The organism is Rhizobium sp. NZLR8, assembly GCF_019685025.1.
Taxonomy (GTDB): Bacteria; Pseudomonadota; Alphaproteobacteria; order Rhizobiales; family Rhizobiaceae; genus Rhizobium.
Map to the genome: position 1 here is coordinate 707,295 of NZ_JABDVY010000001.1, position 21,776 is coordinate 729,070.

At 60.9% G+C, this 21,776-nt stretch carries 24 protein-coding genes and 2 pseudogenes; 10 read left to right on the plus strand and 16 right to left on the minus strand.

All coding sequences use genetic code 11. The features are described from left to right. Positions 1-3: 3 nt before the first annotated feature. Positions 4-999, minus strand: coding sequence for an aldo/keto reductase (locus HJB89_RS03395; RefSeq protein ID WP_221148930.1), 996 nt, complete (start codon positions 997-999; stop codon positions 4-6). A 122-nt stretch (positions 1,000-1,121) separates the two neighbouring features. Between HJB89_RS03395 and HJB89_RS03400 the strand changes: the two genes are divergently transcribed. Then, the gene (locus HJB89_RS03400) at positions 1,122-2,009 is read left to right on the plus strand and encodes a LysR family transcriptional regulator (RefSeq protein WP_207582542.1); all 888 of its coding nucleotides are present in this window, start codon (positions 1,122-1,124) and stop codon (positions 2,007-2,009) included. 49 nt (positions 2,010-2,058) lie between these two features. Here the strand turns inward: HJB89_RS03400 and HJB89_RS03405 are convergent, their stop codons facing one another. Continuing rightward, positions 2,059-2,556 (minus strand): ferritin-like domain-containing protein, encoded by a 498-nt coding sequence (locus tag HJB89_RS03405; RefSeq protein ID WP_007633960.1) that lies wholly within the window; start codon positions 2,554-2,556, stop codon positions 2,059-2,061. A gap of 147 nt (positions 2,557-2,703) precedes the next feature. Here HJB89_RS03405 and HJB89_RS03410 point away from each other — a divergent pair, with 147 nt between their 5' ends. Continuing rightward, the gene (locus HJB89_RS03410) at positions 2,704-3,321 is read left to right on the plus strand and encodes a hypothetical protein (RefSeq protein WP_221116665.1); all 618 of its coding nucleotides are present in this window, start codon (positions 2,704-2,706) and stop codon (positions 3,319-3,321) included. 79 nt (positions 3,322-3,400) lie between these two features. On the opposite strand, the pseudogene HJB89_RS03420 reads toward HJB89_RS03410, so the two are convergent. The 7 genes and pseudogenes from HJB89_RS03420 to HJB89_RS03450 form a co-directional block, all read right to left on the minus strand. Then, positions 3,401-3,648, minus strand: a pseudogene (locus HJB89_RS03420) (IS6 family transposase); the annotation flags it as partial. A 17-nt stretch (positions 3,649-3,665) separates the two neighbouring features. Beyond that, positions 3,666-4,544 (minus strand): SDR family oxidoreductase, encoded by an 879-nt coding sequence (locus HJB89_RS03425; RefSeq protein ID WP_207582544.1) that lies wholly within the window; start codon positions 4,542-4,544, stop codon positions 3,666-3,668. Further along, on the minus strand, positions 4,541-5,326 hold the full coding sequence (locus tag HJB89_RS03430; RefSeq protein WP_221132380.1) for a hypothetical protein: 786 nt from the start codon (positions 5,324-5,326) through the stop codon (positions 4,541-4,543). Before HJB89_RS03430 ends, HJB89_RS03425 begins: the two co-directional genes overlap by 4 nt. Before the next feature lie 10 nt (positions 5,327-5,336). After that, positions 5,337-5,930 carry a protein-S-isoprenylcysteine O-methyltransferase gene (locus HJB89_RS03435; protein WP_207582546.1) on the minus strand — a complete coding sequence of 198 codons (594 nt, stop codon included), beginning with the start codon at positions 5,928-5,930 and terminating at the stop codon, positions 5,337-5,339. Positions 5,931-6,137: 207 nt separating this feature from the next. Next, positions 6,138-6,719, minus strand: a complete 582-nt coding sequence (locus tag HJB89_RS03440) for a hypothetical protein (protein ID WP_221116666.1) — start codon at positions 6,717-6,719, stop codon at positions 6,138-6,140. Between the two features lie 141 nt (positions 6,720-6,860). Then, a complete protein-coding gene (locus HJB89_RS03445) occupies positions 6,861-6,983 on the minus strand; it encodes an ABC transporter (RefSeq protein ID WP_207582548.1) in 123 nt (40 codons plus the stop codon). Positions 6,984-7,163: 180 nt separating this feature from the next. Continuing rightward, the gene (locus HJB89_RS03450) at positions 7,164-7,754 is read right to left on the minus strand and encodes a L,D-transpeptidase (protein WP_207582549.1); all 591 of its coding nucleotides are present in this window, start codon (positions 7,752-7,754) and stop codon (positions 7,164-7,166) included. A gap of 299 nt (positions 7,755-8,053) precedes the next feature. On the opposite strand from HJB89_RS03450, the gene HJB89_RS03455 reads away from it, so the two are divergent. Then, on the plus strand, positions 8,054-8,806 hold the full coding sequence (locus HJB89_RS03455; protein ID WP_207582550.1) for an SDR family NAD(P)-dependent oxidoreductase: 753 nt from the start codon (positions 8,054-8,056) through the stop codon (positions 8,804-8,806). A gap of 271 nt (positions 8,807-9,077) precedes the next feature. On the opposite strand, the gene HJB89_RS03460 is transcribed toward HJB89_RS03455, so the two are convergent. After that, complete coding sequence (locus tag HJB89_RS03460; protein ID WP_207582551.1) at positions 9,078-9,521, minus strand: GNAT family N-acetyltransferase; 444 nt, start codon at positions 9,519-9,521, stop codon at positions 9,078-9,080. Positions 9,522-9,533: 12 nt separating this feature from the next. Next, complete coding sequence (locus HJB89_RS03465) at positions 9,534-10,481, minus strand: aldo/keto reductase (RefSeq protein WP_221148932.1); 948 nt, start codon at positions 10,479-10,481, stop codon at positions 9,534-9,536. A 179-nt stretch (positions 10,482-10,660) separates the two neighbouring features. Between HJB89_RS03465 and HJB89_RS03470 the strand changes: the two genes are divergently transcribed. Then, on the plus strand, positions 10,661-11,647 hold the full coding sequence (locus tag HJB89_RS03470; RefSeq protein WP_207582553.1) for a Gfo/Idh/MocA family protein: 987 nt from the start codon (positions 10,661-10,663) through the stop codon (positions 11,645-11,647). A 92-nt stretch (positions 11,648-11,739) separates the two neighbouring features. On the opposite strand, the gene HJB89_RS03475 is transcribed toward HJB89_RS03470, so the two are convergent. Together HJB89_RS03475 and HJB89_RS03480 are read right to left on the minus strand one after the other, a co-directional pair. Continuing rightward, complete coding sequence (locus tag HJB89_RS03475) at positions 11,740-12,117, minus strand: GtrA family protein (RefSeq protein ID WP_207582554.1); 378 nt, start codon at positions 12,115-12,117, stop codon at positions 11,740-11,742. After that, positions 12,114-13,121 carry a glycosyltransferase gene (locus HJB89_RS03480; protein WP_221132383.1) on the minus strand — a complete coding sequence of 336 codons (1,008 nt, stop codon included), beginning with the start codon at positions 13,119-13,121 and terminating at the stop codon, positions 12,114-12,116. The genes HJB89_RS03475 and HJB89_RS03480 overlap by 4 nt, the downstream gene beginning before the upstream one ends. Positions 13,122-13,280: 159 nt before the next feature. On the opposite strand from HJB89_RS03480, the gene HJB89_RS03485 reads away from it, so the two are divergent. Further along, entirely contained in the window at positions 13,281-15,125 is a 1,845-nt protein-coding gene (locus HJB89_RS03485; protein ID WP_221140683.1) for a hypothetical protein, read from the plus strand. Positions 15,126-15,149: 24 nt separating this feature from the next. Here HJB89_RS03485 and HJB89_RS03490 read toward each other — a convergent pair whose 3' ends face one another. Continuing rightward, the gene (locus HJB89_RS03490) at positions 15,150-15,395 is read right to left on the minus strand and encodes a hypothetical protein (protein ID WP_221132446.1); all 246 of its coding nucleotides are present in this window, start codon (positions 15,393-15,395) and stop codon (positions 15,150-15,152) included. A 320-nt stretch (positions 15,396-15,715) separates the two neighbouring features. On the opposite strand from HJB89_RS03490, the gene xseA reads away from it, so the two are divergent. The 4 genes from xseA to HJB89_RS03510 all read left to right on the plus strand — a co-directional run bounded on the left by xseA (position 15,716) and on the right by HJB89_RS03510 (position 19,001). Continuing rightward, on the plus strand, positions 15,716-17,302 hold the full coding sequence (gene xseA, locus HJB89_RS03495) for an exodeoxyribonuclease VII large subunit (protein WP_221132385.1): 1,587 nt from the start codon (positions 15,716-15,718) through the stop codon (positions 17,300-17,302). 70 nt (positions 17,303-17,372) lie between these two features. Then, positions 17,373-18,068, plus strand: a complete 696-nt coding sequence (locus HJB89_RS03500) for a YafY family protein (RefSeq protein ID WP_207582558.1) — start codon at positions 17,373-17,375, stop codon at positions 18,066-18,068. A gap of 66 nt (positions 18,069-18,134) precedes the next feature. Next, positions 18,135-18,509: a VOC family protein gene (locus HJB89_RS03505; protein WP_221148935.1), complete on the plus strand. Its 375-nt coding sequence runs from the start codon at positions 18,135-18,137 to the stop codon at positions 18,507-18,509. Between the two features lie 3 nt (positions 18,510-18,512). After that, on the plus strand, positions 18,513-19,001 hold the full coding sequence (locus HJB89_RS03510; RefSeq protein WP_221132386.1) for an EVE domain-containing protein: 489 nt from the start codon (positions 18,513-18,515) through the stop codon (positions 18,999-19,001). A 36-nt stretch (positions 19,002-19,037) separates the two neighbouring features. On the opposite strand, the gene HJB89_RS03515 is transcribed toward HJB89_RS03510, so the two are convergent. Further along, entirely contained in the window at positions 19,038-19,538 is a 501-nt protein-coding gene (locus HJB89_RS03515) for a MarR family winged helix-turn-helix transcriptional regulator (RefSeq protein ID WP_207584238.1), read from the minus strand. An 81-nt stretch (positions 19,539-19,619) separates the two neighbouring features. Between HJB89_RS03515 and HJB89_RS03520 the strand changes: the two are divergent. Further along, positions 19,620-20,535 (plus strand): annotated as a pseudogene (locus tag HJB89_RS03520) (EamA family transporter). Here HJB89_RS03520 and HJB89_RS03525 read toward each other — a convergent pair. After that, the gene (locus HJB89_RS03525) at positions 20,483-21,736 is read right to left on the minus strand and encodes an aminopeptidase (protein WP_221132387.1); all 1,254 of its coding nucleotides are present in this window, start codon (positions 21,734-21,736) and stop codon (positions 20,483-20,485) included. The pseudogene HJB89_RS03520 and the gene HJB89_RS03525 sit on opposite strands and share 53 nt — an antisense overlap. Between the last annotated feature and the right edge of the window lie 40 nt (positions 21,737-21,776).

The following is a 21,776-nucleotide window of genomic DNA, read 5'->3' on the forward strand; positions in this document are numbered from 1 at the left end:
GGTTCAGAGGTTCGTCATCGCAAGCGAGGCATCCGAATAACGCTTGCCGGCCACCTTCCCTACGGGGATTGCATGGCCAAGCTCTTCAAGCTCAGCCGCACTCAGCACGATATCGGCAGCGGCAGCATTCTGTTCGAGGTGGTGAAGCTTGCGGGCGCCGGGGATCGGCACGATGTTGTCGCCCTGGCTCAACACCCAGGCTAGCGCCAGCTGTGCGGCGGTCACGCCTTTGTCGGCAGCAAGCCGCTCGAGCGTTGCGACGAGTGCCGCGTTGGCGTCGAAATTCTCCGCCTGGAAACGCGGAACCTGCCGGCGGAAATCGTCGGCGGCGAGATCGTCGACCTTGCGGATCGCGCCCGTGAGGAACCCGCGGCCGAGCGGGCTGTAGGGCACGAAGCCGATACCGAGTTCGCGGCAGGTGGCAAGCACATCCTCCTCGGGATCGCGCGTCCAAAGCGAATATTCGCTCTGCAGTGCTGCGATCGGATGCACCGCATGGGCGCGGCGGATGGTGGCGCTGCCGGCTTCGGAGAGGCCGAGGGCGCGGACCTTACCCTCCTTCACCAGCTCGGCCATGACGCCGACGGTGTCCTCGATCGGCACATTGGGATCGACGCGGTGCTGGTAGAAGAGGTCGATGGTCTCGATCCCCAGGCGCTTCAGCGAGGCCTCGGCGACCGCTCTGACATGCTCCGGGTGGCTGTCGACGCCGGTGATGGCGGCAGTGCCCGCCTGGCTGGTATCGATCTTGAAGCCGAACTTGGTGGCGATCACCGCCCGGTCGCGAAACGGTTTCAGCGCCTTGCCGAGAAGAACCTCGTTGGTGAAGGGACCGTAGACTTCGGCGGTGTCGAAAAAGGTGACGCCGAGATCGATGGCGCGATGAAGGGTCCTGATCGATTCTGCCTCGTCGCTGGCGCCATAGGCAAAGCTCATGCCCATGCAGCCAAGGCCGACGGCAGAGACGGTGAGATCATTTCCGAGTTTTCGGGTTTTCATGCTACGCTCCTTTTGAGCTGAACCGCTTTTGGGGGTTTGTGCGGTACGAACAGACCATATTCCTGCCGTATCGCTCAGAAAATACATGCAATTTATAACGGGTTGTTCTATCTGTTCGATCAATGAATCGAACACAGCTCGCACAACTTGCCGTTCTCGCAGCCGTCTCCGAGCATCGCAGCTTCCGGGCCGCTGCCAAGGAACTCCTCGTTGCGCCCTCGGCCGTCAGCCATGCGATCTCGAGCCTCGAGGAGAGCCTGGGTGTCAGACTCTTGGCGCGCACCACCCGCAGCGTCGCGCCGACGGAAGAGGGCCGCCTGCTTCTCGAACGGCTTCGCCCGGCGCTCGAGGAGATCGGCATTGCTTTGGAGGCGGTCCGCGATACGCGTGCCAGGCCTGCCGGAAACCTGCGCATCACCGCGCCGCGCTTTGCCTCCGATCTCCTGCTCGCCCCGCGCCTCGGCGACTTTCTCAACCTCTATCCCGATATCACCCTGGAGATCGCCAATGAGGACGGCTTCACCGATATCGTCAAGGAGGGGTTCGATGCCGGCATAAGGCTGGAGGAGAGCCTGGAAGCCGATATGATCGCGGTCAAGGTCTCGCCCGATCTGACGACGGTGATTGCCGCTTCGCCCGATTATTTCAAGCGCTTTCCGAAGCCGCAGCATCCGCGCGATCTCGTCGGCCACCGCTGCATCAAGCGGCGCTTTACCAACGGCTCAATCTATCGCTGGGAGTTTGAAAAGGATGGGCAGGAACTGGTCGTTTCCGTCGACGGGCCATTGATCGTCAGCGAGGACCGGCTGGCCCTGCTTGCGGCGCTGAACGGCGCTGGCCTTGCCTATCTGTTCGACATGCGCGTGGATGCCGAGCTGGCAAGCGGCAGCCTCGTGCGGGTACTGGAGGATTGGTGCGCGCCCTATTCCGGGGCGTTTCTCTATTATCCCACCCGCCGGCAGATGCGGCCGGCACTGCGCGCCTTCATCGATTTCTTCAAATATGTTTAGGAAGATGCGGGCGACCGGCAAGAGACCTGCCGCCCGTTCTGTTCATCCGTCAGGCAGCCTTTGCCTTCTGGTTCGCAGCCGTGGTGGCGAGCTGGGAAAGGGTCTTGTCGGTCGCCGTTTCCTCCTGCAGCGTCTGGTCGAGCAGGCGGACGGCATCCTTGAGGCCGAGTGTCGCCGCCCAGGTTTTCAGCGTGCCGTAACGGGCGATTTCATAATGCTCGACGGCCTGGGCAGCAGAGATCAGACCGGCATCGAGGGCTGATGTGCCCTTGAATTCCTCCATGATTTCCTCGCCCTCGGCGATAATGCCCTGGATCGCCTCGCAGGTCTTGCCCTGAGCGCGTTTGCCGATCAGTTCGAAAACCTGCTGCAGGCGCTCGACCTGGCCTTCGGTTTCCTCGCGATGCTTTTCGAAGCCCGCCTTCAGTTCGGAAGACTGGGCGGCGCGCGCCATCTTCGGCAGGGCGCGCAAGATCTGCCGTTCGGCAAAATAGATGTCCTTGAGCGTATCGTAGAAGAGATCTTCCAACGTCTTTTCCTTGGCCATTTTCTCGATCCTTGTTCTGGGAAAGGCCGCGAACGCGGCGACACATTAAGAAGCGAGGATCGCGCAAATTGTTCCCGGTCGATTTCGGGTGGACTGGAAATCTGCTCCGGGCGATCATTCCTGCTGTCGATGGAGAAAGATAAAGTCATGCGTAAGCCGGGTTCGATGAAGGGTCTGGAGGATCTTGGCCGCGTACGGCTGTCGCAGAATTTTTTCTTCCGCGATTTCCTGCATTCTGAAATTGCCGATTTCTACCGCATTCCCAACATCCCCGAGGATCCCGATCTGGCGATCGAGGTGGGCAGGAGGCTCTGCGAGGAATTGCTGGAGCCGCTGGAAGCAACCTTCGGGCGCCTGCATATCCGCTCCGGCTATCGTTCGCCCGCGGTAAACCGGTTCGGCAACGAGAACGATCTGAACTGCTCGACCAATGCTACCACCGCCGCGCATCACATCTGGGATATGCGGGACTTCGACGGCTGCATGGGTGCCGCGGTCTGCATTGCCGTGCCGTGGATGCTCGACCACTACAGCAATGAAAGCGACTGGCAACGGCTCGCCTGGTGGATCCACGACCACCTGCCCTATGCCTCACTTTGTTTCTTCCCGAAGCTCTGGGCCTTCAATATCCAATGGCACGAACGGCCGAAACGGGTGATTCAGAGTTATATCAGCCCGCGCGGCATACTCACCAAACCGGGCATGGCGAACTGGGAGGGCGATCACGCCGCTTTCTACCAAGATTTTCCCAGACTCAAAAGCTGATGCGGTAGCGGATGTGGCCGTCGCTCTCAACATAGCTGTCGTAGAGCGCCCGGGCTGTCTTGTTCTGCTCGCTCGTATGCCAGTAGAGCCGCGCCCAGCCCTTGCCCTTGATGGAAACGACTATTTCGCCGAGATGCCACTTGTCGGCAAAACTTCCCACCGCCGCCGGATGGAGCGGGCATAGTCTCGGCGGAACTTGGCGGCCGACTCCGCGACAGTCTGGAACGAGACTTCAATGCCGCGCTGCGCCCGCAGATCTTCTACATGACGCAGGCTCAACGGAATGCGGAAATGCAGCCAAACCGCATGCGCTATAAAAAAAGTGATGGCGCCCTACGTGACTCTTATCGACGGCCGCGATGAAACGTTGTCCACCCGCCGCCGCAGCATTTCTTGAACTTTTCCCCGGAACCACAAGGACATGGATCATTTGTTCGGCGTTGCATTCTGCTGACCAAAGGCAGCAAGACGGTCGAGGGCAAGAGCGCCGCCGCAAAAACGGCCAGTTTAGAGGAGGTACCAGGTACGACGAGGCGCCGCCCGGACCTGAAGCCGCGCCAGGCTCGTTCGGCCACATAGTCCGCGTCCAGCTTCGGGAGAACCTTGAAGAGCGTCGACCGGCCAGCGCCGGATCGCTCCAGAAACTCTGTCGATACTGGTCCTGGAGCGACACATGTCACTGTCACGCCGGTGCCGCGCAACTCTTGATGAAGTGCTTCCGAAAAGGAGCGCACGAAGCCTTTGCTGGCGTAATACAACGCCATATTCGGCCCAGGAAGGAAGCTTGCCACTGAGCCAAGATTGATTACGCCGCCGCGCCGCCGCGCCGCCATTTCCGGCAAGAAGCGAAGGGTCAGATCGCTTAATGCGCGTATGTTGACATCGATAATTCCGAGTTGGTCGTCGATAGGCAATAAGGTCGCGGCGCCGCGCAAGCCATAACCGGCGCTATTGACGAGGACATCGCAGAACAAGGCATTTATCGACAGGAAATTTTGCAGACGCGTCGATGTATCTGTGGCCAAGAGATCCATTTCCAGCACGAAAGCCTCGCCCCCCGCCTCCCGCACGTCTGCCGCCGCCGATATGAGGCCCTCAATCGAACGCGCAACAAGAACAATTGCGGCACGCTCGCGTGCGGCAACTTTGGCGATGGCCCGCCCGATGCCGCGCGATGCGCCGACAACAACGATGGCTGGACGGAGCACGATTTGTAGGCTCATGTCGCGGTTCTCAAGGCTGTCGTGCCAGGGTTGGCTCCTGTCTGAGCGAGACCCTTCAATTCCCCCGTGACTTCGCCATTCAGTATGTTTTCCAACCGATCCAGCGCTCGTGCAACATTTGCACCGTCCATGACCCTGTGGTCGTAATGGATGCGCACCGTTACAGTCCCGTCATCGTCTATTGGGCCGTAGTTGAGAAGCGTGGTTAGCGGCGTAAGGGGGTTGAGGGATTCTGCCCCGAGGCCAGAGTAGACGGAGAATTGGAAAGTGCCAAAAAAACGCGGCCGCTGCCGACCGAGATTCAGTCCAAGCCACATCACAAGCCACCTGATGGGGCCGGGAAGGTGTGCAAACTTCAATATGCGCCGGAATTCCTTGACCTCCATGACAGGGCGGGACCTTGCCGCCTCGATCAAGGTCTGAAGCTCAGTGATGGATCTCTTCTCGGGAGCCCTGATCAGGCTCAGTAGAACGATCCGCTCGCCTTCATGTTCACGTTCGTGGGCAATGGACGCCACATTTCCTGAATATTCATAAAGTCGCGGCGTCGGAAACTTGACATAAGCGCGGCGCAGGTCCGGCAGTTCCTGTGCGAGAAGTGCATATGCCTTTAAGAAGAGAACGGTCCATGACGGCCTGACTGGCTGTGCTGTTCTGGCCGCCAGGAGCGCGCTGATATTCATCTTCCGCTGCACCGTGACGCGCGGCACACCGATCGAGAATTTCATCAGATCGCCGACAAGGCGTCGCGATGCGGAGAGTTTAATGGCTCGACCTCGCATGGGGCCACCTCTAGTAGAGATAAGGAATAATTCGTTTTGTCTTGTCCATGTAGGCTTGATACTCGGGACCGAAAACGTCCAGCATCATACGCTCCTCTTTGTCTACTCTGAGGAAAAAGAGGATCCCGGCGCCGAGCAGCCCCGCTAGTCCCGCCACCCAGTTCGACAGGAGGAAGGCTTGGCCAAGTCCCATGAGCAGAAATGATGTGTACATCGGATGGCGGACAAGGGCATAGGGTCCTTGAGAGATGAGTTTGTGCTTTTCGCGGATCTCCAGCGTTATCGACCAATTCTTGCCGAGGGCCTTGTGGGTCCTACGGAAAACCCACATCGCACAGACGAGAAGTATCGCACCAAGTGCCACGGCCCACAGATGGGGCGGGTAGTCGGCAGCGAGGGGAAATCCGGTTGCAACATAGATCGCTGGTATGATGGAGAGGCCAAGAAGGCCAGCGGCAAGTCCTACTGCCTCCGAAGGCGTGCGGCGGTCGCTAACAACCTGCAAGCGCTTGGCGCGGCGCGCATGAGGACGGCGAATGATCGCCCAGACGACGACCCCGAGGACCCAGATGACCTTACCTGCAGTAGCGATCGATAGGTACAAATCAGGTCACCAAAGCCTTTCCGCACTGGCCGGCGTTTGCCGGTTTACCAACGTACATTCATGAGTCGACCTACCTTAGAGCATGTCTCGCAAAAGTGTGCCGCGGTTTTGCGATAAAGACATGGTAAAAACAAAGACCTAAAGCGTGACAAGCGACTCTGAAAGATCGCGACACGCTTTAGCTTCTTGGTCAAATCCAATATGCCCTCAACCGGTATTCATCTCGCGAAGCTTCGTAATGAATTGTTGCGGCCTCAGCCAAATGCCGGGCGCCTTGTATCCCATGTGACGTGCAATGTCCGCCACGAATGCATTGCAGTTGTAGACCGTTGCTTCCCAGAGACGGGAACTTGCCTGTTGTTTGCGGATGAAGCGAACAGCGTCTTCGTACTCGCCGTCCGATAGCATGACTCTCCAGCTTGCCGACCGGTACGCCTCTTCCAGATCACCGTCGGTCGCTCCGGTTGTTGCTGAAACCGGCACGAAATGGCCCAAGACGTAGGCTCCGGGATCGGTCGAGGCCGGGGCGAGGCCGGCGACCTGCGGATCAACCATGTTTCCGTTCTTGTCCGTGCGCCCAAAGACAACATAGGTGTGTCCATAGCTGAGCGCATATCGCGAACGGAACTCGAGGAAATACCGATTTGAATTTTCGTTGGCCGAGATGGTTGTTCGGCCATTGGCATCGGACGTGAAACGCGGCTGCTGGGCTTTGTCTTTGGTCTGGCATGACACGACGGCAATCGCCATCAGGATTACAAGCGGCAGACAACCTCTTGCAAGCGTCATCAATGCACTCCTCTCACCTGCCTCGGTTCGCACGGGGGGTGAATGCTCATATGAACGCGGCTCCGGGGATAGCCCGGTGCTGGCGACTTAAGTTGTGAGGAGGACCGAACTCGACCCTCGTCACAAATCGAGGGATGGTCGCTACTTATATACTTGAGCAGCAGCCGGTGGCGGTGCCTTGCCTTTTCCTTTGCCAATCATTCCGCAGGCGGTGAGATTGGCAACAGCAAGCACAGAGATGATCACGATTAGAATTCTGCTCATCAAGAAGTCCTCTCCTTAGAATCGGCATCACTTATCGTAGGCAACGTCGATAATAGTAGCGTCAACTTACGTAAAGGCTAGTGCAGAAAGAACACAATCTGAGCGCATCCTAGGCTTTTGCTGCCTGCGCAGCGGGAAAATGGGTCGGCTGCCTGCCGATTCGAGCGAGGAATGCCGCCGCTAGATCACTAGGACTCTGGTTCCCACATGGGTGCGCCCATAGAGATCCACAATGTTGGGGTTGGTGAGTCGGACGCATCCGTTCGACACTGCCTGACCAATCGACCACGGCGCGTTCGTTCCATGTAGACGAAACAGGGTGTCTTTTCCGTCCTGATAGAGATAGAGGGCGGCCGCACCTAACGGATTTCCTGGTCCGCCTGGGACGCCTTCAGCGTATTGGCCGAGGCGCGGCTTACGCGCGATCATGTCGGCGGTCGGTGTCCACGACGGCCATTCTGCCTTGCGACCTACCGTGGCTTGGCCCTTGAAACTCAATCCTTCCTGTCCAACCGCGACGCCGTAGCGTGTTGCCTGACCTCCCGCCTCGACGAAATAGAGATATCGGCTGGCGGTATCGACGACGATGGTGCCGGGCGGCTCATCACCACTATAGCTCACTGTTTGCCGCCGGTAGCGGGTATCACGATCCGGGTTCCGCCCAAGGGCGTAATACCCAAATGGCGGCCCGTCCTCGGTAGTACATCCGGACATTATCAGAGCCAGACTTCCCAGAAGAATTCCCCGGCGCGTAACGTGACTTTCGTCCATTTTCATCTGCCAACGCGATTGATCAGCCCACCCTTGTATTTAACATCGCCGCGCTTTTTGGCAAACGCTCTTGCATCAGTGCTTATAGAGCAACGGAAAACGGGGAACTCGCATGCTATGATCTCCGTCAAATGCCGGGCATTTTCCTGCGGAGTTTTGGGGTCGACGGCAGGCAGAGTCGTTGTGGTCCACCGATCGGCACCTTCAATGAGTGGTTGTTAGATGAGGATTTGTTTAAAATTCTTGCATGCACGACCCGCCTCTGTTCGATTAGGATCGAGTAAAACTGGGGGGCGGGAATGGAGCTTGGCTTCGACGGAAAAGTTGCGATTGTGACAGGTGGGGGGTCGGGGATTGGCGCTGCGATTTCGCGACAACTTGCTCTTGAGGGGGCAGAGGTCATCGTCGCGGATATTGATGCCGATAGTGCCGACCGCGTTGCTACTGATATACGGACGCAGGGAGGGAAGGCTGTCGATTTCGCCGTCGATGTCACCATCGCCGATGCGGTCGAGCGGTTGGTTGAGTTTGCCGTCCAGAAATGTGGTGGCCTCCACCTAGCGGTGAACAATGCAGGGCTGACTGGCGTCCGGACCGCTACCGCGGATTACCCGCTCGACCAATGGCGCAAGTTGATGAGCGTCAATCTGGACGGTACATTCTATTGCATGAAATATGAGATTGCCGCCATGCTGCAAGCCGGCGTAGGCGGGGCCATCGTAAACATGTCCTCCATTCTCGGTTCCGTTGCATTGCCACTGGCATCGGCCTATACCGCGGCTAAGCACGGGGTCATCGGCCTCACGAAGGCCGCTGCGATCGAGTACGCGCGTATGGGTATTCGGATCAATGCAGTTGCCCCCGGCTGGATCGAAACGCCGATTCTGTGTGAGCCTGTGACAAGCACTCGGAGATTGAACTCGTTGCAGCCAATGGGCCGGCGTGGATCGCCCGATGAAGTGGCGGCTCTCGTATGTTTTCTCCTTTCGGAACAGGCAAGCTTCATTACTGGAAGCTGTCATATGGTCGACGGGGCCTACACCGCTCACTAATGCATGTCGCCGGGAAGTGTGCAGCGGTTCCCGGAAAACGACATGCATAAAAACAAAGAGCTAAAGCGCGTCGAATGAATCAAGTTACATGCGACGCGCTTTAGCCACCGAGGGGTAGCGTCGCCGCATGAAGCGGGCCCATCGTGGGCATCCTTTACCCAAGGCGACGCTACCATCCAGAGTTATATCAGCCCGCGCGGCATCCCGACCAAACCGGGCATGGCGAACTGGGAGGGCGATCACGCCGCTTTCTACTAAGGTTTTCCCAGACTCAAAAGCTGATGCGGTAGCGGATATGGCCGTCGCTCTCGACATAGCTGTCGTAGAGCGCCCGGGCCGTCTTGTTCTGTTCGCTCGTATGCCAATAGAGCCGCGACCAGCCCTTGGCCTTGCAGGTGGCGACGAGGTCGTCCATCAGCGCCCGCCCGACCCCTTTGCCGCGTGCATCGCGATCGACAAACAGGTCTTCGAGATAGCAGTCCCTGCCGCGGATCCATGTGCCCTCATGGGTGAGATAGAGCGCAAAGCCCATGATCCTGCCATCGACCTCGGCGACCCGCATGGCGATCGCCGACGCCGGATCGAAAACCCGGCGCCAAGTGGAATCGGTGATATCGGCATCGACCGTGACTTCGTAAAAGGCGAGGTAGGCCGCCCAAAGTTCGCGCCAGCGGCTCTCGTCCTCGGCGCGGGCATCGCGGATCGTCACGGTCATGGGCTCTTTCTTTCAGTTCCCGGCTTGATCGAGCAGGGCCATTGCGTCATCGGAAAGCTGAAGTGTCGCCGATTTCGCCAGGCTTTCAAGCTGCGAAAGGCTGCTGGCGCTGGCGATCGGCGCCGTCACGCCTTTCTTGCGCAGCAGCCAGGCGAGCGAAATTTCGGCGGGCTTGGCGCCGGTCTCGGCAGAAACCGTGTCGAGCGCGGCAAGAATGCGCAGACCCTTGTCGTCGAAATAGGTCGAAACCCGGCCCTCGCGGGCGCGGCCCTGCGTATCGGCCTTGCTGCGGTATTTGCCGGTGAGGAAGCCGGCAGCCAGGCTGAAATAGGTGATGACGCCGATGTCCTCTTCAACGCAGAGATCGGCGAGCGGCCCCTCGAAGCTTGCGCGCTCATAAAGATTATATTCCGGCTGCACCACATCGTAACGGGGCAGGCCGGCCTTTTCGGCAGCGTCGAAGGAGGCCTGCAGCAGCGTCGCATCATAGTTCGAGCAGCCGATGGCGCGGATCTTGCCCTGCTGCTTCAGCTTGGCATAGGCGCCGAGTGTTTCCTCGTGCGGCGTATCGGCATCCGGCCAGTGCGACAGATAGAGGTCGATATAGTCAGTCTGCAGCCGGCGCAGCGAATCCTCGACCGCCTTGAGGATATAGCTCTCCTTCAGTGTCTTTCCCTGCCCCATGTCCGAGCCGACCTTGGTAACGATGACCGCCTGGTCGCGGGAAACCTTGGCCTGCTTCAGCCAGCGCCCGATGATCTCCTCGGAATCGCCGCCCTTGTTGCCCGGGACCCATGCGGAATAGACATCCGCCGTATCGATCGTGTTCAGGCCAGCGTCGAAGAAGGCGTCGAGAATGGCGAAGGATGCTTTCTCGTCGGCCGTCCAGCCGAAGACATTGCCGCCGATGACGATCGGCGCGACCGAAAGACCCGTTTTTCCAAGCCGGCGCATTTCCATGACGCTCTCCAATATGGTGATGTGTTTGAAATCGTGGACACGGCAGAACGCCGCCTTGCAGCAACCTAGCGCATTCCGGGCATCCGGGAAGGCAAACTTCCGTGATTTCAGCCCGCACCATTGCGCCGTGGCTAAGGCCTGAATATGGTTCGCGGAAATCTGTTTGGGAGGTTTGGATCATGCTGCGTTTTGGTATCATTTCAACGGCGAAGATCGGCCGTGACAATGTCGTTCCGGCAATCCAGGACGCGGAAAATTGCGTCGTCACGGCGATTGCCAGCCGTGATCTCACGCGTGCAAGGGAGATGGCCGACCGCTTCTCCGTGCCGCATGCCTTCGGCTCCTACGAGGAGATGCTGGCCTCCGACCTCATCGACGCCGTCTATATCCCGCTGCCTACCTCGCAGCATATCGAATGGTCGATCAAATCAGCCGATGCCGGCAAACACGTGCTTTGCGAAAAGCCCCTAGCGCTGAAGGCCGATGACATCGACGATCTGATTGCCGCCCGCGACCGCAACCGGGTGGTGGTCACCGAAGCCTATATGATCACCTATTCGCCGGTCTGGCAGAAGGTGCGCGCGTTGATCGACGAGGGCGCGATCGGTACGCTCCGGCATGTGCAGGGCGCCTTCACCTATTTCAACCGCGATCCCGCCAACATGCGCAACGTTCCCGAACTCGGCGGCGGCGGCCTTCCCGATATCGGTGTCTATCCCGTGATGGGCACGCGTTTTTCCACCGGCAAGGAGCCGCTCTGGATCCAGGCGATCACCGAGCGTGATCCGGATTTCGGCACCGATATCTATTCGAGCGTCAAGGCCGATTTCGGCGATTTCGAGCTGAGCTTCTATATCTCGACGCAGATGGCCAACCGTCAGGTCATGGTCTTCCACGGCACCGAAGGTTACATCGAGGTCAAGTCGCCGTTCAACGCCAATCGCTGGGGGCCTGAGGAAATCGAGCTTGCCGATCGCAGCCACAATGAATCACGCATCTTCCGCTTCCAGGACAGCCGTCAATACAAGCGGCAGGTCGAAGCCTTCGCCCGGGCGGTGAAAGGTGGCAAGGAGGAGATCGTCACGCTCGAAAATTCGAAATTGAACCAAAAGGTGATCGACGCGATCTACCGCGCCAGCGAGAAAGACGGCTGGGAAGCCGTCTAGCGCATAATCCTTTCCGAAAATCGGAAGCGATTATGCGCCAATTTAAAGTGTTAGAGCGTCCTTTGCGCGTCCAGTGACGCGCGGCGCTCTAATCATTCGGCGCGGAAGACGAAGCGCGAATAGCCGAAGAAGCTGAAGACCATCGAGGCGATGCTGGCGACCACCATGGCCGCAAGCGGCTGAAGTGCCGGCAGCGAAAGCAGAAGTGCGGAATAAAGCCCGTAATTGACGAGCGCTGCCGTTACCCCGACCGAGCCATAGCGGAAGCCTTCGGCGGCCAGCGACCGGCTGGACCGGTCGAAGGTGAAGCTCCGATTGAAAATCCAGGTCACCGCCATTGCAGCCGCGATCGCCACGAGCCGCGCCAGAAACGGCCCGAGCGGCGTCAGATGCAGCAGCGCCGACAGCACGCCGGCATCGACGAGGAAGCCGATGCCGCCCGCGATCGCGAAACGGATGAGCTTTCTCATGCCGCATCCGCCTTGCGGGGGCGGGCGCGCGATACCGGCCCTGCTTCGCCGAGCGGCGCTTTGACGGCGCTCGGCGTTTCCAGGCTCATATAATGGATACGAAGCTGTTCGGCGCGGGCGCGGGCAACCGAATCCAGGATGACGCCGGCGGTAAAAAGCATGAAGGAGATCATCATCAGCGCTGTCGACAGCACCCAGGTCGGCATGCGGCTGACGAGACCCGTCTGGAAATATTCCGCCAGCACCGGCGCCATGAAGCCGAGGCTCGTCAGCATGAAGATGGCACTGATCGCGCTGAAGAAGGCGAAGGGCCGGGTTTCCTTCATCAGCATCGCGAACATCCAGAGGATCTTGGCGCCGTCGCGAAATGTCGAAAGCTTCGAGTGCGAGCCTTCCGGCCGGCGGCCATAGTCGAGTTCGAGTTCGCTGACCGGAAGCTTCAGCCGCGAGGCATGCACGGACATCTCGGTTTCGATTTCGAAGCCGCCCGATACCGCTGGGAAGCTCTTGACGAAGCGGCGCGAGAAAGCGCGGTAGCCGGAAAAGATATCGGTGAAGTCGGGGCCGAAGATCGTCCGGTAGAGCAGGTTGAAAAGCCGGTTGCCGAGCGCATGGCCTTGACGGCCGGCATCGGCACGAACGCCGCGCCGGGTTCCCACAACCATGTCGGCGCGCTCGGTCAGCAGTGTGCGCACCAGCTCTTCGGCATCGCTAGGCGCGTAAGTGCCGTCGCCGTCGGCGATGATGTAGATATCGGCGTCGATGTCGGCGAACATGCGGCGTACGACGTGGCCCTTGCCTTGGCGTCGCTCGCGCACGACATGCGCGCCGGCAAGCATCGCCTGCAGCGCGGTGCCGTCGGTGGAATTATTGTCGTAGACGTGGATCGCAGCATCCGGCAGCGTCGCGCGGAAACCCCGCACGACCGCGCCGATCGTCGCGGCTTCATTATAACAGGGAAGCAGGACGGCAATATTGGGATTATCGGTACGCGATCGGGCCATGACTCTACTCGTTACACTGAAAGCCGCACTCAGCCTAAATCACCCGCCGTTAATAAGACCCTATGACGCAGGCAAAATCGGCACTTCCGCAAACGGCTTTACACTTTCTTGATCGGCGATCGCTAAGCTTCGGCCATCTGAAACGAAGCGCTAACCACGATGAACGCTGTGCAGCCGATCGCCAATGCCTCCTCCGTGACCACTGCTCCAAGGGGAGGGCTGAGCAGGTTGCTGATGCGCCTCTGGCCAACCGTCATTATCTATAGCGTCATCCTCGCCGCTATCCTCCTTGTCACCAAGCTATCCACCGCTACTGATTACGTCGGTCCCGATAATGACGACGGAATGCGTCTCATCGAGGTTCGCGATCTTCTCGCCGGGCAGGGCTGGTTCGATCTAATGCAATACCGCCTCGGCCTCGAGGGCGGCACGCTGATGCACTGGTCGAGGCTGATCGATCTGCCGATAGCTTCGCTGATCTGGTTCTTCGGCCTGTTTACGCCCCACGAGACCGCTGAGGCGCTGGCGCTCGCCGTCTGGCCGGTATCGCTCGTCCTGCCCGCCATGCTCTCCATGGCCGTCGCCGGGCGGCGTATCGGCGGAGTTGCCGGCATGCATCTCAGTCTCGCCATGACCGGCCTTGCGATTTACACCGGCAGCCGTTTCGCGCCTGGAGCCATCGATCATCACAATGCGCAGCTGGGACTTGTCGCGACGATGGTCGCGATGCTTCTGGATCCGGAACGCCGCGGCTGGAGCTATGCGGTCGCCGGCATCGCCGCAGCGGTCGCCATCGCCATCGGCGCCGAGACGACGCCTTTCGTCGCCGCCGTCTGCCTGACCGTCGCTTTACTCTGGGCATGGGAGGGGCAGAATTTCGCGGTTGCCGCAGGGGCCTTCGGCCTGGCGCTGGCGATTGCCATCAGCATGCTCTTTGTCGCAACGGTGCCGCCCCGGCTCTATTCGATGGTTACCTGCGACAATCTCTCGCTCGGTTATTACAGCCTGGCGGCGATCGGCGGCGGGCTGATGCTGTTTTCGGCAGTCTTTGCGAGCGGCCTGCGTCGCTCCCTGCGCTTTGCCGCGCTTGGCCTCGTCGGTGCCGGCGTTCTCGGTTCGGCGATGGTGATTGCGCCGCAATGCCTGAGCGACCCGCTGGCCGGTCTCGATCCGATGCTGGTCGAACTCTGGCTGAGGAACGTGTCGGAAGCGCAGTCGGCCTTGGTGCTCGCGCGCACCGATCCGTTCTCGATCGGGGCCTTCTATGCGGCCGGCCTGTTCGGCATGGCCGTCTGTATCTTCCGCATCGTTCGGCGCGACCGTATGCAGATCCATCTGGTGCTGCTCTTCCTGCTCGCCACCAGCTGGGCGATCGCGTTGATCCAGGTGCGCGGCGCGACGTTCTCGAACCTGCTCTCCATTCTGCCACTTGCGCTGCTGATCATCGATATCAGGCGGATCTCCAACAGCGACAGCGACAATGTTGCCGCGGCCTTCGTCTATATCGTGACGGTGCTCGCGAGCGTCCCGGCGGCCTGGGCGGTCGCCGGCGGACTTGTCTCGCTGCAGATGGACAATGGCGCGCAGAAGAAGGCGGCGGCGGCAAAGGTGCTTTCCTGCACCTCGAAAGAGGCACTGGCGCCGCTTGCCGGGCTTCCGGACGGGCTGATCTCCGCACCGTCGCAGATGGGCGTTCCGATCCTTCGCTTTACGAAAAACCGGGTTCTTTCGGCGCCATATCATCGCAATCAGGGCGGCATGCTGACGGAACTGCATATCGGCCTGGCGGAGCCGCAGGAGGCGGAGGCCTTCCTGAAGGGGACAGGGGTGACGGTGGTTGGCTTCTGCCCCAATGACCCGCAGACGCGCGAGATTGCCAAGCTGAAACCGGATGGCCTTTATGCTGAGCTCGGCAAGGGCAATATCCCGCCCTATCTGGAGCCGCTTCCGAAGGCAGCGGAGGTGGGCGTTCAGTTCTTTCGCTATCGGCCGGTGGCGAACTGACGCCGGCAGCTTTCGGTAAAAAATTTAGTGGGAAACACGTGTCGCGCGACGACGACGCGCATTGGCAAAGAGCCCGAGAACGAAGAGCATGAGGCCGCCATTAAAGCCGAGCACGGCATAGACGAACGCCAGGATCGACACTGGTCCGGGCGAGGTTATCGCCGCCGCCGCGAACGTTATTCCTATCAGAGCGGCGACCAGCGCGATTGCGGCAGCCGAGCGGGTTTGCCCGGCGCTAATGCCCAATGCTGCTGCTGTGAGAATAATCATTTCAGCACCTTCCCAGAGATAACGAGGGGAAGCATAGGAAGCGCCAACTAACAAAGATTTACCGGCGGCCACCGCCGAAAAGCCTTTGTATTGCGGTGGTTAGCAACTCCTTTCGTCTATAACGCGCATTCTAACTATACGTTCCGCAACCAAACGGATTTACCCGATTTCGTTGTTCATCCGCCAAGCTGCCACGGCCGCATGGTGAGCATGCGTGGCGTAGCGTGCGCCCGCCGCCAACGACCTCGACATCCCGGAAAACAGATCTCGGCGATGACCGCGACCTTCCAGTTTGCCGCCGATGGACATAGAAAGAAGGGATGAGCAACGTCTTCGACAGCGATTCGCCGACCAACCTTGCCGAATATTCGGTTTCGGAGCTTTCCGGCTCGATCAAGCGCACCGTCGAAACCGCCTTCGACCAGGTCCGCGTGCGCGGCGAGATCTCCGGCTATCGTGGCCCACACTCCTCCGGCCATGCCTATTTCGCGCTGAAGGACGACCGTGCCCGCATCGATGCCGTCATCTGGAAGGGCACCTTCTCGCGGCTGAAATTCCGCCCGGAAGAAGGCATGGAGGTCATTGCCACCGGCAAGGTCACCACCTTTCCCGGCTCTTCGAAATATCAGATCGTCATCGAGACGCTGGAACCGGCCGGCGCCGGCGCGCTGATGGCGCTGATCGAGGAGCGCAAGCGCAAGCTTGGCGCCGAGGGCCTGTTCGATGCCGCCCGCAAGAAGCGGCTGCCCTTCATGCCAAGGGTGATCGGCGTCGTCACCTCGCCGACCGGTGCGGTAATCCGCGATATTCTTCACCGCATCTCCGATCGTTTTCCCGTGCATGTCCTCGTCTGGCCGGTGAAGGTTCAGGGCGAGGGGTCCGGCGAGGAGGTGGCGAACGCCATTCGCGGCTTCAACGCGCTGGAGCCGGCCGGCGCCATTCCCCGCCCCGACGTGCTGATCGTCGCGCGCGGCGGCGGCAGCCTCGAAGATCTCTGGAGCTTTAACGACGAAATCGTCGTGCGTGCTGCGGCCGAAAGCCGGATCCCGCTGATCTCGGCCGTCGGTCATGAGACCGACTGGACGCTGATCGACTATGCCGCCGATGTCCGTGCGCCGACGCCGACAGGGGCTGCGGAAATGGCGGTGCCGGTCAAGGCGGAGCTCGAGGCCCAGGCCGCCGCCCTTGCCGCGCGGCTGCAGGGCTGCATGAACCGGCAGATGGATCAGCGTCGCCAGTCCGTCCGGGCGCTGATGCGGGCATTGCCGTCGCTCGATCAGCTTCTCGCCTTGCCGCGCCGGCGTTTCGACGAGGCGGCGGCCGGCCTCGGCCGCGGGCTGGAGCTCAACACCATCAACAAGCGTCGCGGCTTCGAGCGCGTGGCCGCGCATTTGCGCCCTGATCTGCTCTCCGGCCGCATCGCCGAGCGCCGCCAGACGCTGAACGAGCGGATCGGGCGGGCCGAGCGCATGGTCGAGCGGCTGATCGACCGTTCGAAATCGCGGGTCGACCGTGCCGAGGCGGTCTTCGCCACACTGCCCGCCCGCCTGCAGGCGCAGACCGGCCGCGCCCGCGACCATCTCGCCAATCTCGTCAGGCACGCCGATACCGCGACATCCCATCGGCTGATTCGGGCAAAAGCCGCGCTTGCGGCGCAGGACCGCGTGCTGCAGTCGCTCTCCTACAAGAATGTGCTGAAGCGCGGTTACGCGGTGATCCGCGACGACGAGGACAGGCCGGTCTCCGGGGCCACAGCTCTTTCGGCAGGTGCGGCGGTCTCGATCGAATTTTCCGACGGCCGCATCGGCGCGGTGACCACCGAAGGCGGCATGCCGCCAACCTCGCTGAAGAGGCGGCCTGCCAAGCCGGAAGCCGGCGATCCATCGAAGCAGGGAAGTCTTTTCTAGCAATTTGAGCAAAACGCGCAGTCTGATCCTGCCACTATCTGGCAGTGGCAAGAATGTATAGTTTGTCTGCATGTCCCGTTCAGAACGCCTCCTCGATCTTCTCCAGGTGCTGCGCCGCCACCGTCGGCCGGTGAGTGGCGTGGTGCTGGCCGACGAAATCGGCGTCAGTATCCGCACCCTTTATCGCGATATCGCCAGCCTTCAGGCCCAGGGCGCCGCGATCGAGGGTGAGCCGGGCGTTGGTTATGTCTTGAAACCGGGATTTCTCCTGCCGCCGCTGATGTTTCCGCCGGAAGAGATAGAAGCGCTTGTGCTCGGCTCCCGGTGGGTGGCGGACAGAGCCGACGGTCATCTGCGCGATGCGGCGCGAAATGCGCTGGCACGGATCGCCGCCGTGTTGCCGACCGAGCTGCGTGACGAGCTGGACGCCTCTGCGCTTCTGGTGGGACCTGGCGTCGGCATTCCTGTCGACTCCGTCGATCCGGCCCTTCTGCGCAAGGCGATCCGCACCGAACGCAAGCTTTCCCTGTCCTATCGCGATGGAGCCGGCGTCGGGTCGGAGCGTGTGGTATGGCCGTTTGCGCTGGCCTTTTTCGATCAGGTGCGTGTGCTCCTCGGCTGGTGCGAACTCCGCCAGGATTTCCGTTCTTTTCGCACGGATCGAATTGCCCATGCGGAAGCGCTCGACGCCCGCTATCCCAAGCGCAGGCAGGCACTGCTGAAACAGTGGCGGGAGGGTCAGGGAATATCGCAAGGAGACAAATGATACTGCCAGTTTCTGGCAGTATCATTTCATAAGGTCATAACGTCCAACCATCGACAGGAGATCCTTATGACCGACAAAAACAGCATTCTTCTCTACGTGACCGACGCCCCGACCAGCGCCCGCTTCTACACCACGCTGCTTGGGCAGGAGCCCGTAGAGACAAGTGCAACCTTCGCCATGTTTATCTTGCCGTCCGGCCTGGGGCTCGGTCTCTGGGGCAAAGCCGGTGTGGAGCCCTCGCCGGCGGCAGCCGGCGGCGGCAGCGAGATAGGGTTCAAGGTTTCCACGGCCGGCAAGGTCGATGCGACCCATGCCGATTGGCAGGCCAAGGGCGCCAAAATCGTCATGGCGCCGACCGATCTTGACTTCGGCCGAAGCTTCGTCGCGGCCGATCCCGATGGGCATCGCCTGCGGGTCTATACCGTGTCCGAGGCGGTTTGAGCCATGGCCAATGCCTGGATCGCCGTCGCTTCCGCAGAGCATGTCCGCATCGGCCGTCAAGCCGGTTTCATGCAGGTCTGTCACGGCAAGGCGTCACCCCTCAGGCGAATCACGCCTGGGGATCGTGTGATCTACTACTCGCCCACTGTCGTCTTTGGCGGCAAGGACCGCCTGCAAGCTTTCACCGCGATCGGTCTGGCACACGATGGCGCGCCTTACCAGGTGGAGTTGGAAAGCGGTTTCAGGCCCTGGCGGCGGGATGTCGATTGGCGGCCTGCGGAGGAAACCTTGATCCGGCCGCTGCTCGGCCGGCTCGCCTTCACGCAGGTCGGCCCCAATTGGGGTTATCAGCTCCGTTTCGGTCTGTTCGGCATCAGCAATGAGGATGCCGATATGATTGCAGAAGCAATGCGGCAAGAGCGGCAGGATTTCTCCCCGAATGCCGCCATCTCTGAGCCTTCGAAGCAGGCCCCGGAATGCTGCATGGCATAACCGCAGTGTTCATCATCACCGGCAAGCGTGCGAAAATTACTCGAAATCCGCAAGCAGCTTCCGCAACAGCCTGTCGAGGTCCGCCTTCTCGGCAGCGCTCAGGTTTTTCGACAGCCGGTGCTGATTGGCGACATGGGCGTCGACAGCGGTCTCGACCGTCGCAAGTCCCTTTTCCGTCAGCGCGATGAGCACGCTCCTGCGGTCGTCGGGATTGAGGATCCGCTCGACGAGGCCCGCTTTTTCCAGCTGGTCGATGCGGTTCGTCATCGTGCCGGAGCTGACCATGGTCATCTCGAGGAGCTCGCCCGGCGAAAGCCGGTGGGGCGCACCGGCGCGGCGAAGCGTCGCCAGCACGTCGAAGGCGGAGGACGAAAGCCCCTGCTTCAGCAGCACCGCCTCTACCTCGCGGCCGAGATGGGTGCCGAGGCGCTTCAGGCGCCCGAGGATGCCCATCGGTTCGACGTCGAGATCCGGCCGCTCGCGTCGCCATTGCGCCAGGATCTTGTCGACATGGTCGATCTTGCCGTCTTCGCTCATCATCCACCGATAGCATTCATTATCTTGACGTCAAGATAAGAACCGATAGGATGGATTTGTCTTGAAATAGAGATTCTTGAGATGAAGATAAATTCTGGCTATGCCACCGATCTTGCGATGACCGCACTTGCACCCGCCATCTGGGGCAGCACCTACATCGTCACCACCGCATTGCTGCCGGCGGGGTATCCGCTGACGGTGGCGATGCTGCGGGCGCTGCCGGCCGGCCGGCCTGCTGCTTCTGCTGCTGGTGAGAAAGCTGCCGTCCGGCATCTAGTGGGGAAGGACCTTCGTTCTCGGCGCGCTGAACTTCTCGTTCTTCTGGGCGATGCTCTTCGTCTCCGCCTACCGGCTGCCGGGCGGCGTTGCCGCAACGGTCGGCGCGGTGCAGCCGCTGATCGTCATCGCGCTGTCGCGGCTTTTTCTCGGCAAGCCGGTCCGGCCGCTCGCCGTGTTGGCCGGTCTTGCCGGCATGGCCGGCGTCGGGTTGCTGGTGTTGACGCCGACGGCGGGGCTCGATCCCGTAGGGGTCGCCGCCGGTCTCGCCGGCGCCGTCTCGATGGCCTTCGGCACGGTGCTGACACGGCGCTGGGCGCCGCCGGTCTCGAACCTCACCTTCACCGCCTGGCAATTGACGGCAGGCGGCATCCTGCTGGTGCCCTTTGCGCTTTGCCTCGAACCGGCGCTGCCGGCACCGAGCCTCGCAAACATTGCCGGCATCGCCTATCTCGGCCTGATCGGCGCTGCCTTTACCTATCTGCTGTGGTTTCGCGGCCTGTCGCGCATCGAACCCTCGGCAGTCTCTTCGCTTGGCTTTCTGAGCCCGCTGGTCGCGACCCTACTCGGCTGGCTGGCGCTCGGCCAGAGCCTGGCGCCGGCGCAGATCGCCGGCCTCGCCACGGTGCTTGCCAGCGTCTGGCTCAGTCAGCGCATAATGATGCCGGTCAGGCCCATTCGCCCTGCCGCATCACCGGAACCCGCGAGCCATCGGGCTTGACGCCGTCGATATCGACCTTATCAGAGCCGATCATCCAGTCGATATGGATCAAGCTGGAATTGCCGCCCTGCGCCTTGATCTGCTCCTGGCTCAGTGTTGCGCCGTCAAGGAAGCACTTGGAATAGCACTGGCCGAGCGCGATGTGGCACGAGGCGTTCTCGTCGAACAGCGTGTTGTAGAACAGGATACCGCTGGCCGAGATCGGCGAGGAATGCGGCACCAGCGCCACTTCGCCGAGCCGGCGCGCACCCTCGTCGGTATCGAGCACCTTGTTCAAGACCTTTTCACCGCGCGAGGCCTTGGCCTCGACGATGCGGCCGCCTTCGAAGCGCACCTGGATATTGTCGATCAGCGTGCCCTGGTGCGAAAGTGGCTTGGTGCTGGAAACATGGCCTTCGACGCGTAGCGCATGCGGCGTGGTGAAGACTTCCTCGGTCGGGATGTTGGGATTGCAGGTAATGCCGTTTTTGGCGGTGGACGCGCCTCCATGCCATTCATGCCCGTCGGCAAGCCCGACCATCAGGTCGGTGCCCGGTCCCTGGAAATGCAGCGAGGCGAAGCGCTCGCCGTTCAGCCAGGCGGAGCGCTTGGCGAGATTCGCATTGTGCTCGGCCCAGGCGGCGACCGGATCGCTGACATCGACGCGCGAGGCGGCAAAGATCGCCTTGGCGAGCTTGGCGATGGCGATCGGCTCGGGATCGTCGGGGAAGACCACCTTGGCCCAGGATGGATTGGGATAGGAGACGATGTTCCAGTTGATGTCGAAATTCGAGATCTTTTCCAGCGCCGGCTTGTAGGCGGTTGATGTGGCGCGATTGGCGCGGCCGACCTTGTCGGCATCCTGCTCGGAAAGCAGCAAAGGATTGTCGCCGGCGATCGCCAGCCGGGCCGCCCCGTTGGCATAGGCCTTGGCCATGCCCTCGTAGAGCCAGCCGGAGGCGCGGTCGAAGCTCTCGTCGCTGCCATGCTGATAGCGCGAAAGCGTCGTTTCCTCGTCGGAATAGAAGGCGGTGACCAGGCCGGCGCCGGCCTGATAGGCGTGTTTGGTGATCAGGCGAACGAGCGGCAGCGCCACCACCGGCGCGGTAATCACCAGATCCTGACCCTTCTGCAGCTGCAGCCCGACCTTGACGGCAACTTTCGCAAGCTTCTCCAGCTTGACGGGATCAATGGTGTTCTGGCTCTGGGGCATGAAAGTCATGGTTCAACCTGCCTTTTGTCATCGACGTTCTCAAGGCTGG

Coding starts and splice junctions, on each gene's coding strand:
- HJB89_RS03490 (WP_221132446.1), bottom strand. CDS start 15,395: ATGATTATTCTCACAGCAGCAGCATTGGGCATTAGCGCCGGGCAAACC.
- HJB89_RS03430 (WP_221132380.1), bottom strand. CDS start 5,326: ATGCGAGGTCGAGCCATTAAACTCTCCGCATCGCGACGCCTTGTCGGC.
- HJB89_RS03475 (WP_207582554.1), bottom strand. CDS start 12,117: ATGAGAAAGCTCATCCGTTTCGCGATCGCGGGCGGCATCGGCTTCCTC.
- xseA (WP_221132385.1), top strand. CDS start 15,716: ATGAGCAACGTCTTCGACAGCGATTCGCCGACCAACCTTGCCGAATAT.
- HJB89_RS03500 (WP_207582558.1), top strand. CDS start 17,373: ATGTCCCGTTCAGAACGCCTCCTCGATCTTCTCCAGGTGCTGCGCCGC.
- HJB89_RS03525 (WP_221132387.1), bottom strand. CDS start 21,736: ATGACTTTCATGCCCCAGAGCCAGAACACCATTGATCCCGTCAAGCTG.
- HJB89_RS03425 (WP_207582544.1), bottom strand. CDS start 4,544: ATGAGCCTACAAATCGTGCTCCGTCCAGCCATCGTTGTTGTCGGCGCA.
- HJB89_RS03410 (WP_221116665.1), top strand. CDS start 2,704: ATGCGTAAGCCGGGTTCGATGAAGGGTCTGGAGGATCTTGGCCGCGTA.
- HJB89_RS03460 (WP_207582551.1), bottom strand. CDS start 9,521: ATGACCGTGACGATCCGCGATGCCCGCGCCGAGGACGAGAGCCGCTGG.
- HJB89_RS03485 (WP_221140683.1), top strand. CDS start 13,281: ATGAACGCTGTGCAGCCGATCGCCAATGCCTCCTCCGTGACCACTGCT.
- HJB89_RS03470 (WP_207582553.1), top strand. CDS start 10,661: ATGCTGCGTTTTGGTATCATTTCAACGGCGAAGATCGGCCGTGACAAT.
- HJB89_RS03395 (WP_221148930.1), bottom strand. CDS start 999: ATGAAAACCCGAAAACTCGGAAATGATCTCACCGTCTCTGCCGTCGGC.
- HJB89_RS03445 (WP_207582548.1), bottom strand. CDS start 6,983: ATGAGCAGAATTCTAATCGTGATCATCTCTGTGCTTGCTGTTGCCAAT.
- HJB89_RS03405 (WP_007633960.1), bottom strand. CDS start 2,556: ATGGCCAAGGAAAAGACGTTGGAAGATCTCTTCTACGATACGCTCAAG.
- HJB89_RS03440 (WP_221116666.1), bottom strand. CDS start 6,719: ATGACGCTTGCAAGAGGTTGTCTGCCGCTTGTAATCCTGATGGCGATT.
- HJB89_RS03450 (WP_207582549.1), bottom strand. CDS start 7,754: ATGGACGAAAGTCACGTTACGCGCCGGGGAATTCTTCTGGGAAGTCTG.
- HJB89_RS03505 (WP_221148935.1), top strand. CDS start 18,135: ATGACCGACAAAAACAGCATTCTTCTCTACGTGACCGACGCCCCGACC.
- HJB89_RS03400 (WP_207582542.1), top strand. CDS start 1,122: ATGAATCGAACACAGCTCGCACAACTTGCCGTTCTCGCAGCCGTCTCC.
- HJB89_RS03480 (WP_221132383.1), bottom strand. CDS start 13,121: ATGGCCCGATCGCGTACCGATAATCCCAATATTGCCGTCCTGCTTCCC.
- HJB89_RS03455 (WP_207582550.1), top strand. CDS start 8,054: ATGGAGCTTGGCTTCGACGGAAAAGTTGCGATTGTGACAGGTGGGGGG.
- HJB89_RS03465 (WP_221148932.1), bottom strand. CDS start 10,481: ATGGAAATGCGCCGGCTTGGAAAAACGGGTCTTTCGGTCGCGCCGATC.
- HJB89_RS03510 (WP_221132386.1), top strand. CDS start 18,513: ATGGCCAATGCCTGGATCGCCGTCGCTTCCGCAGAGCATGTCCGCATC.
- HJB89_RS03515 (WP_207584238.1), bottom strand. CDS start 19,538: ATGAGCGAAGACGGCAAGATCGACCATGTCGACAAGATCCTGGCGCAA.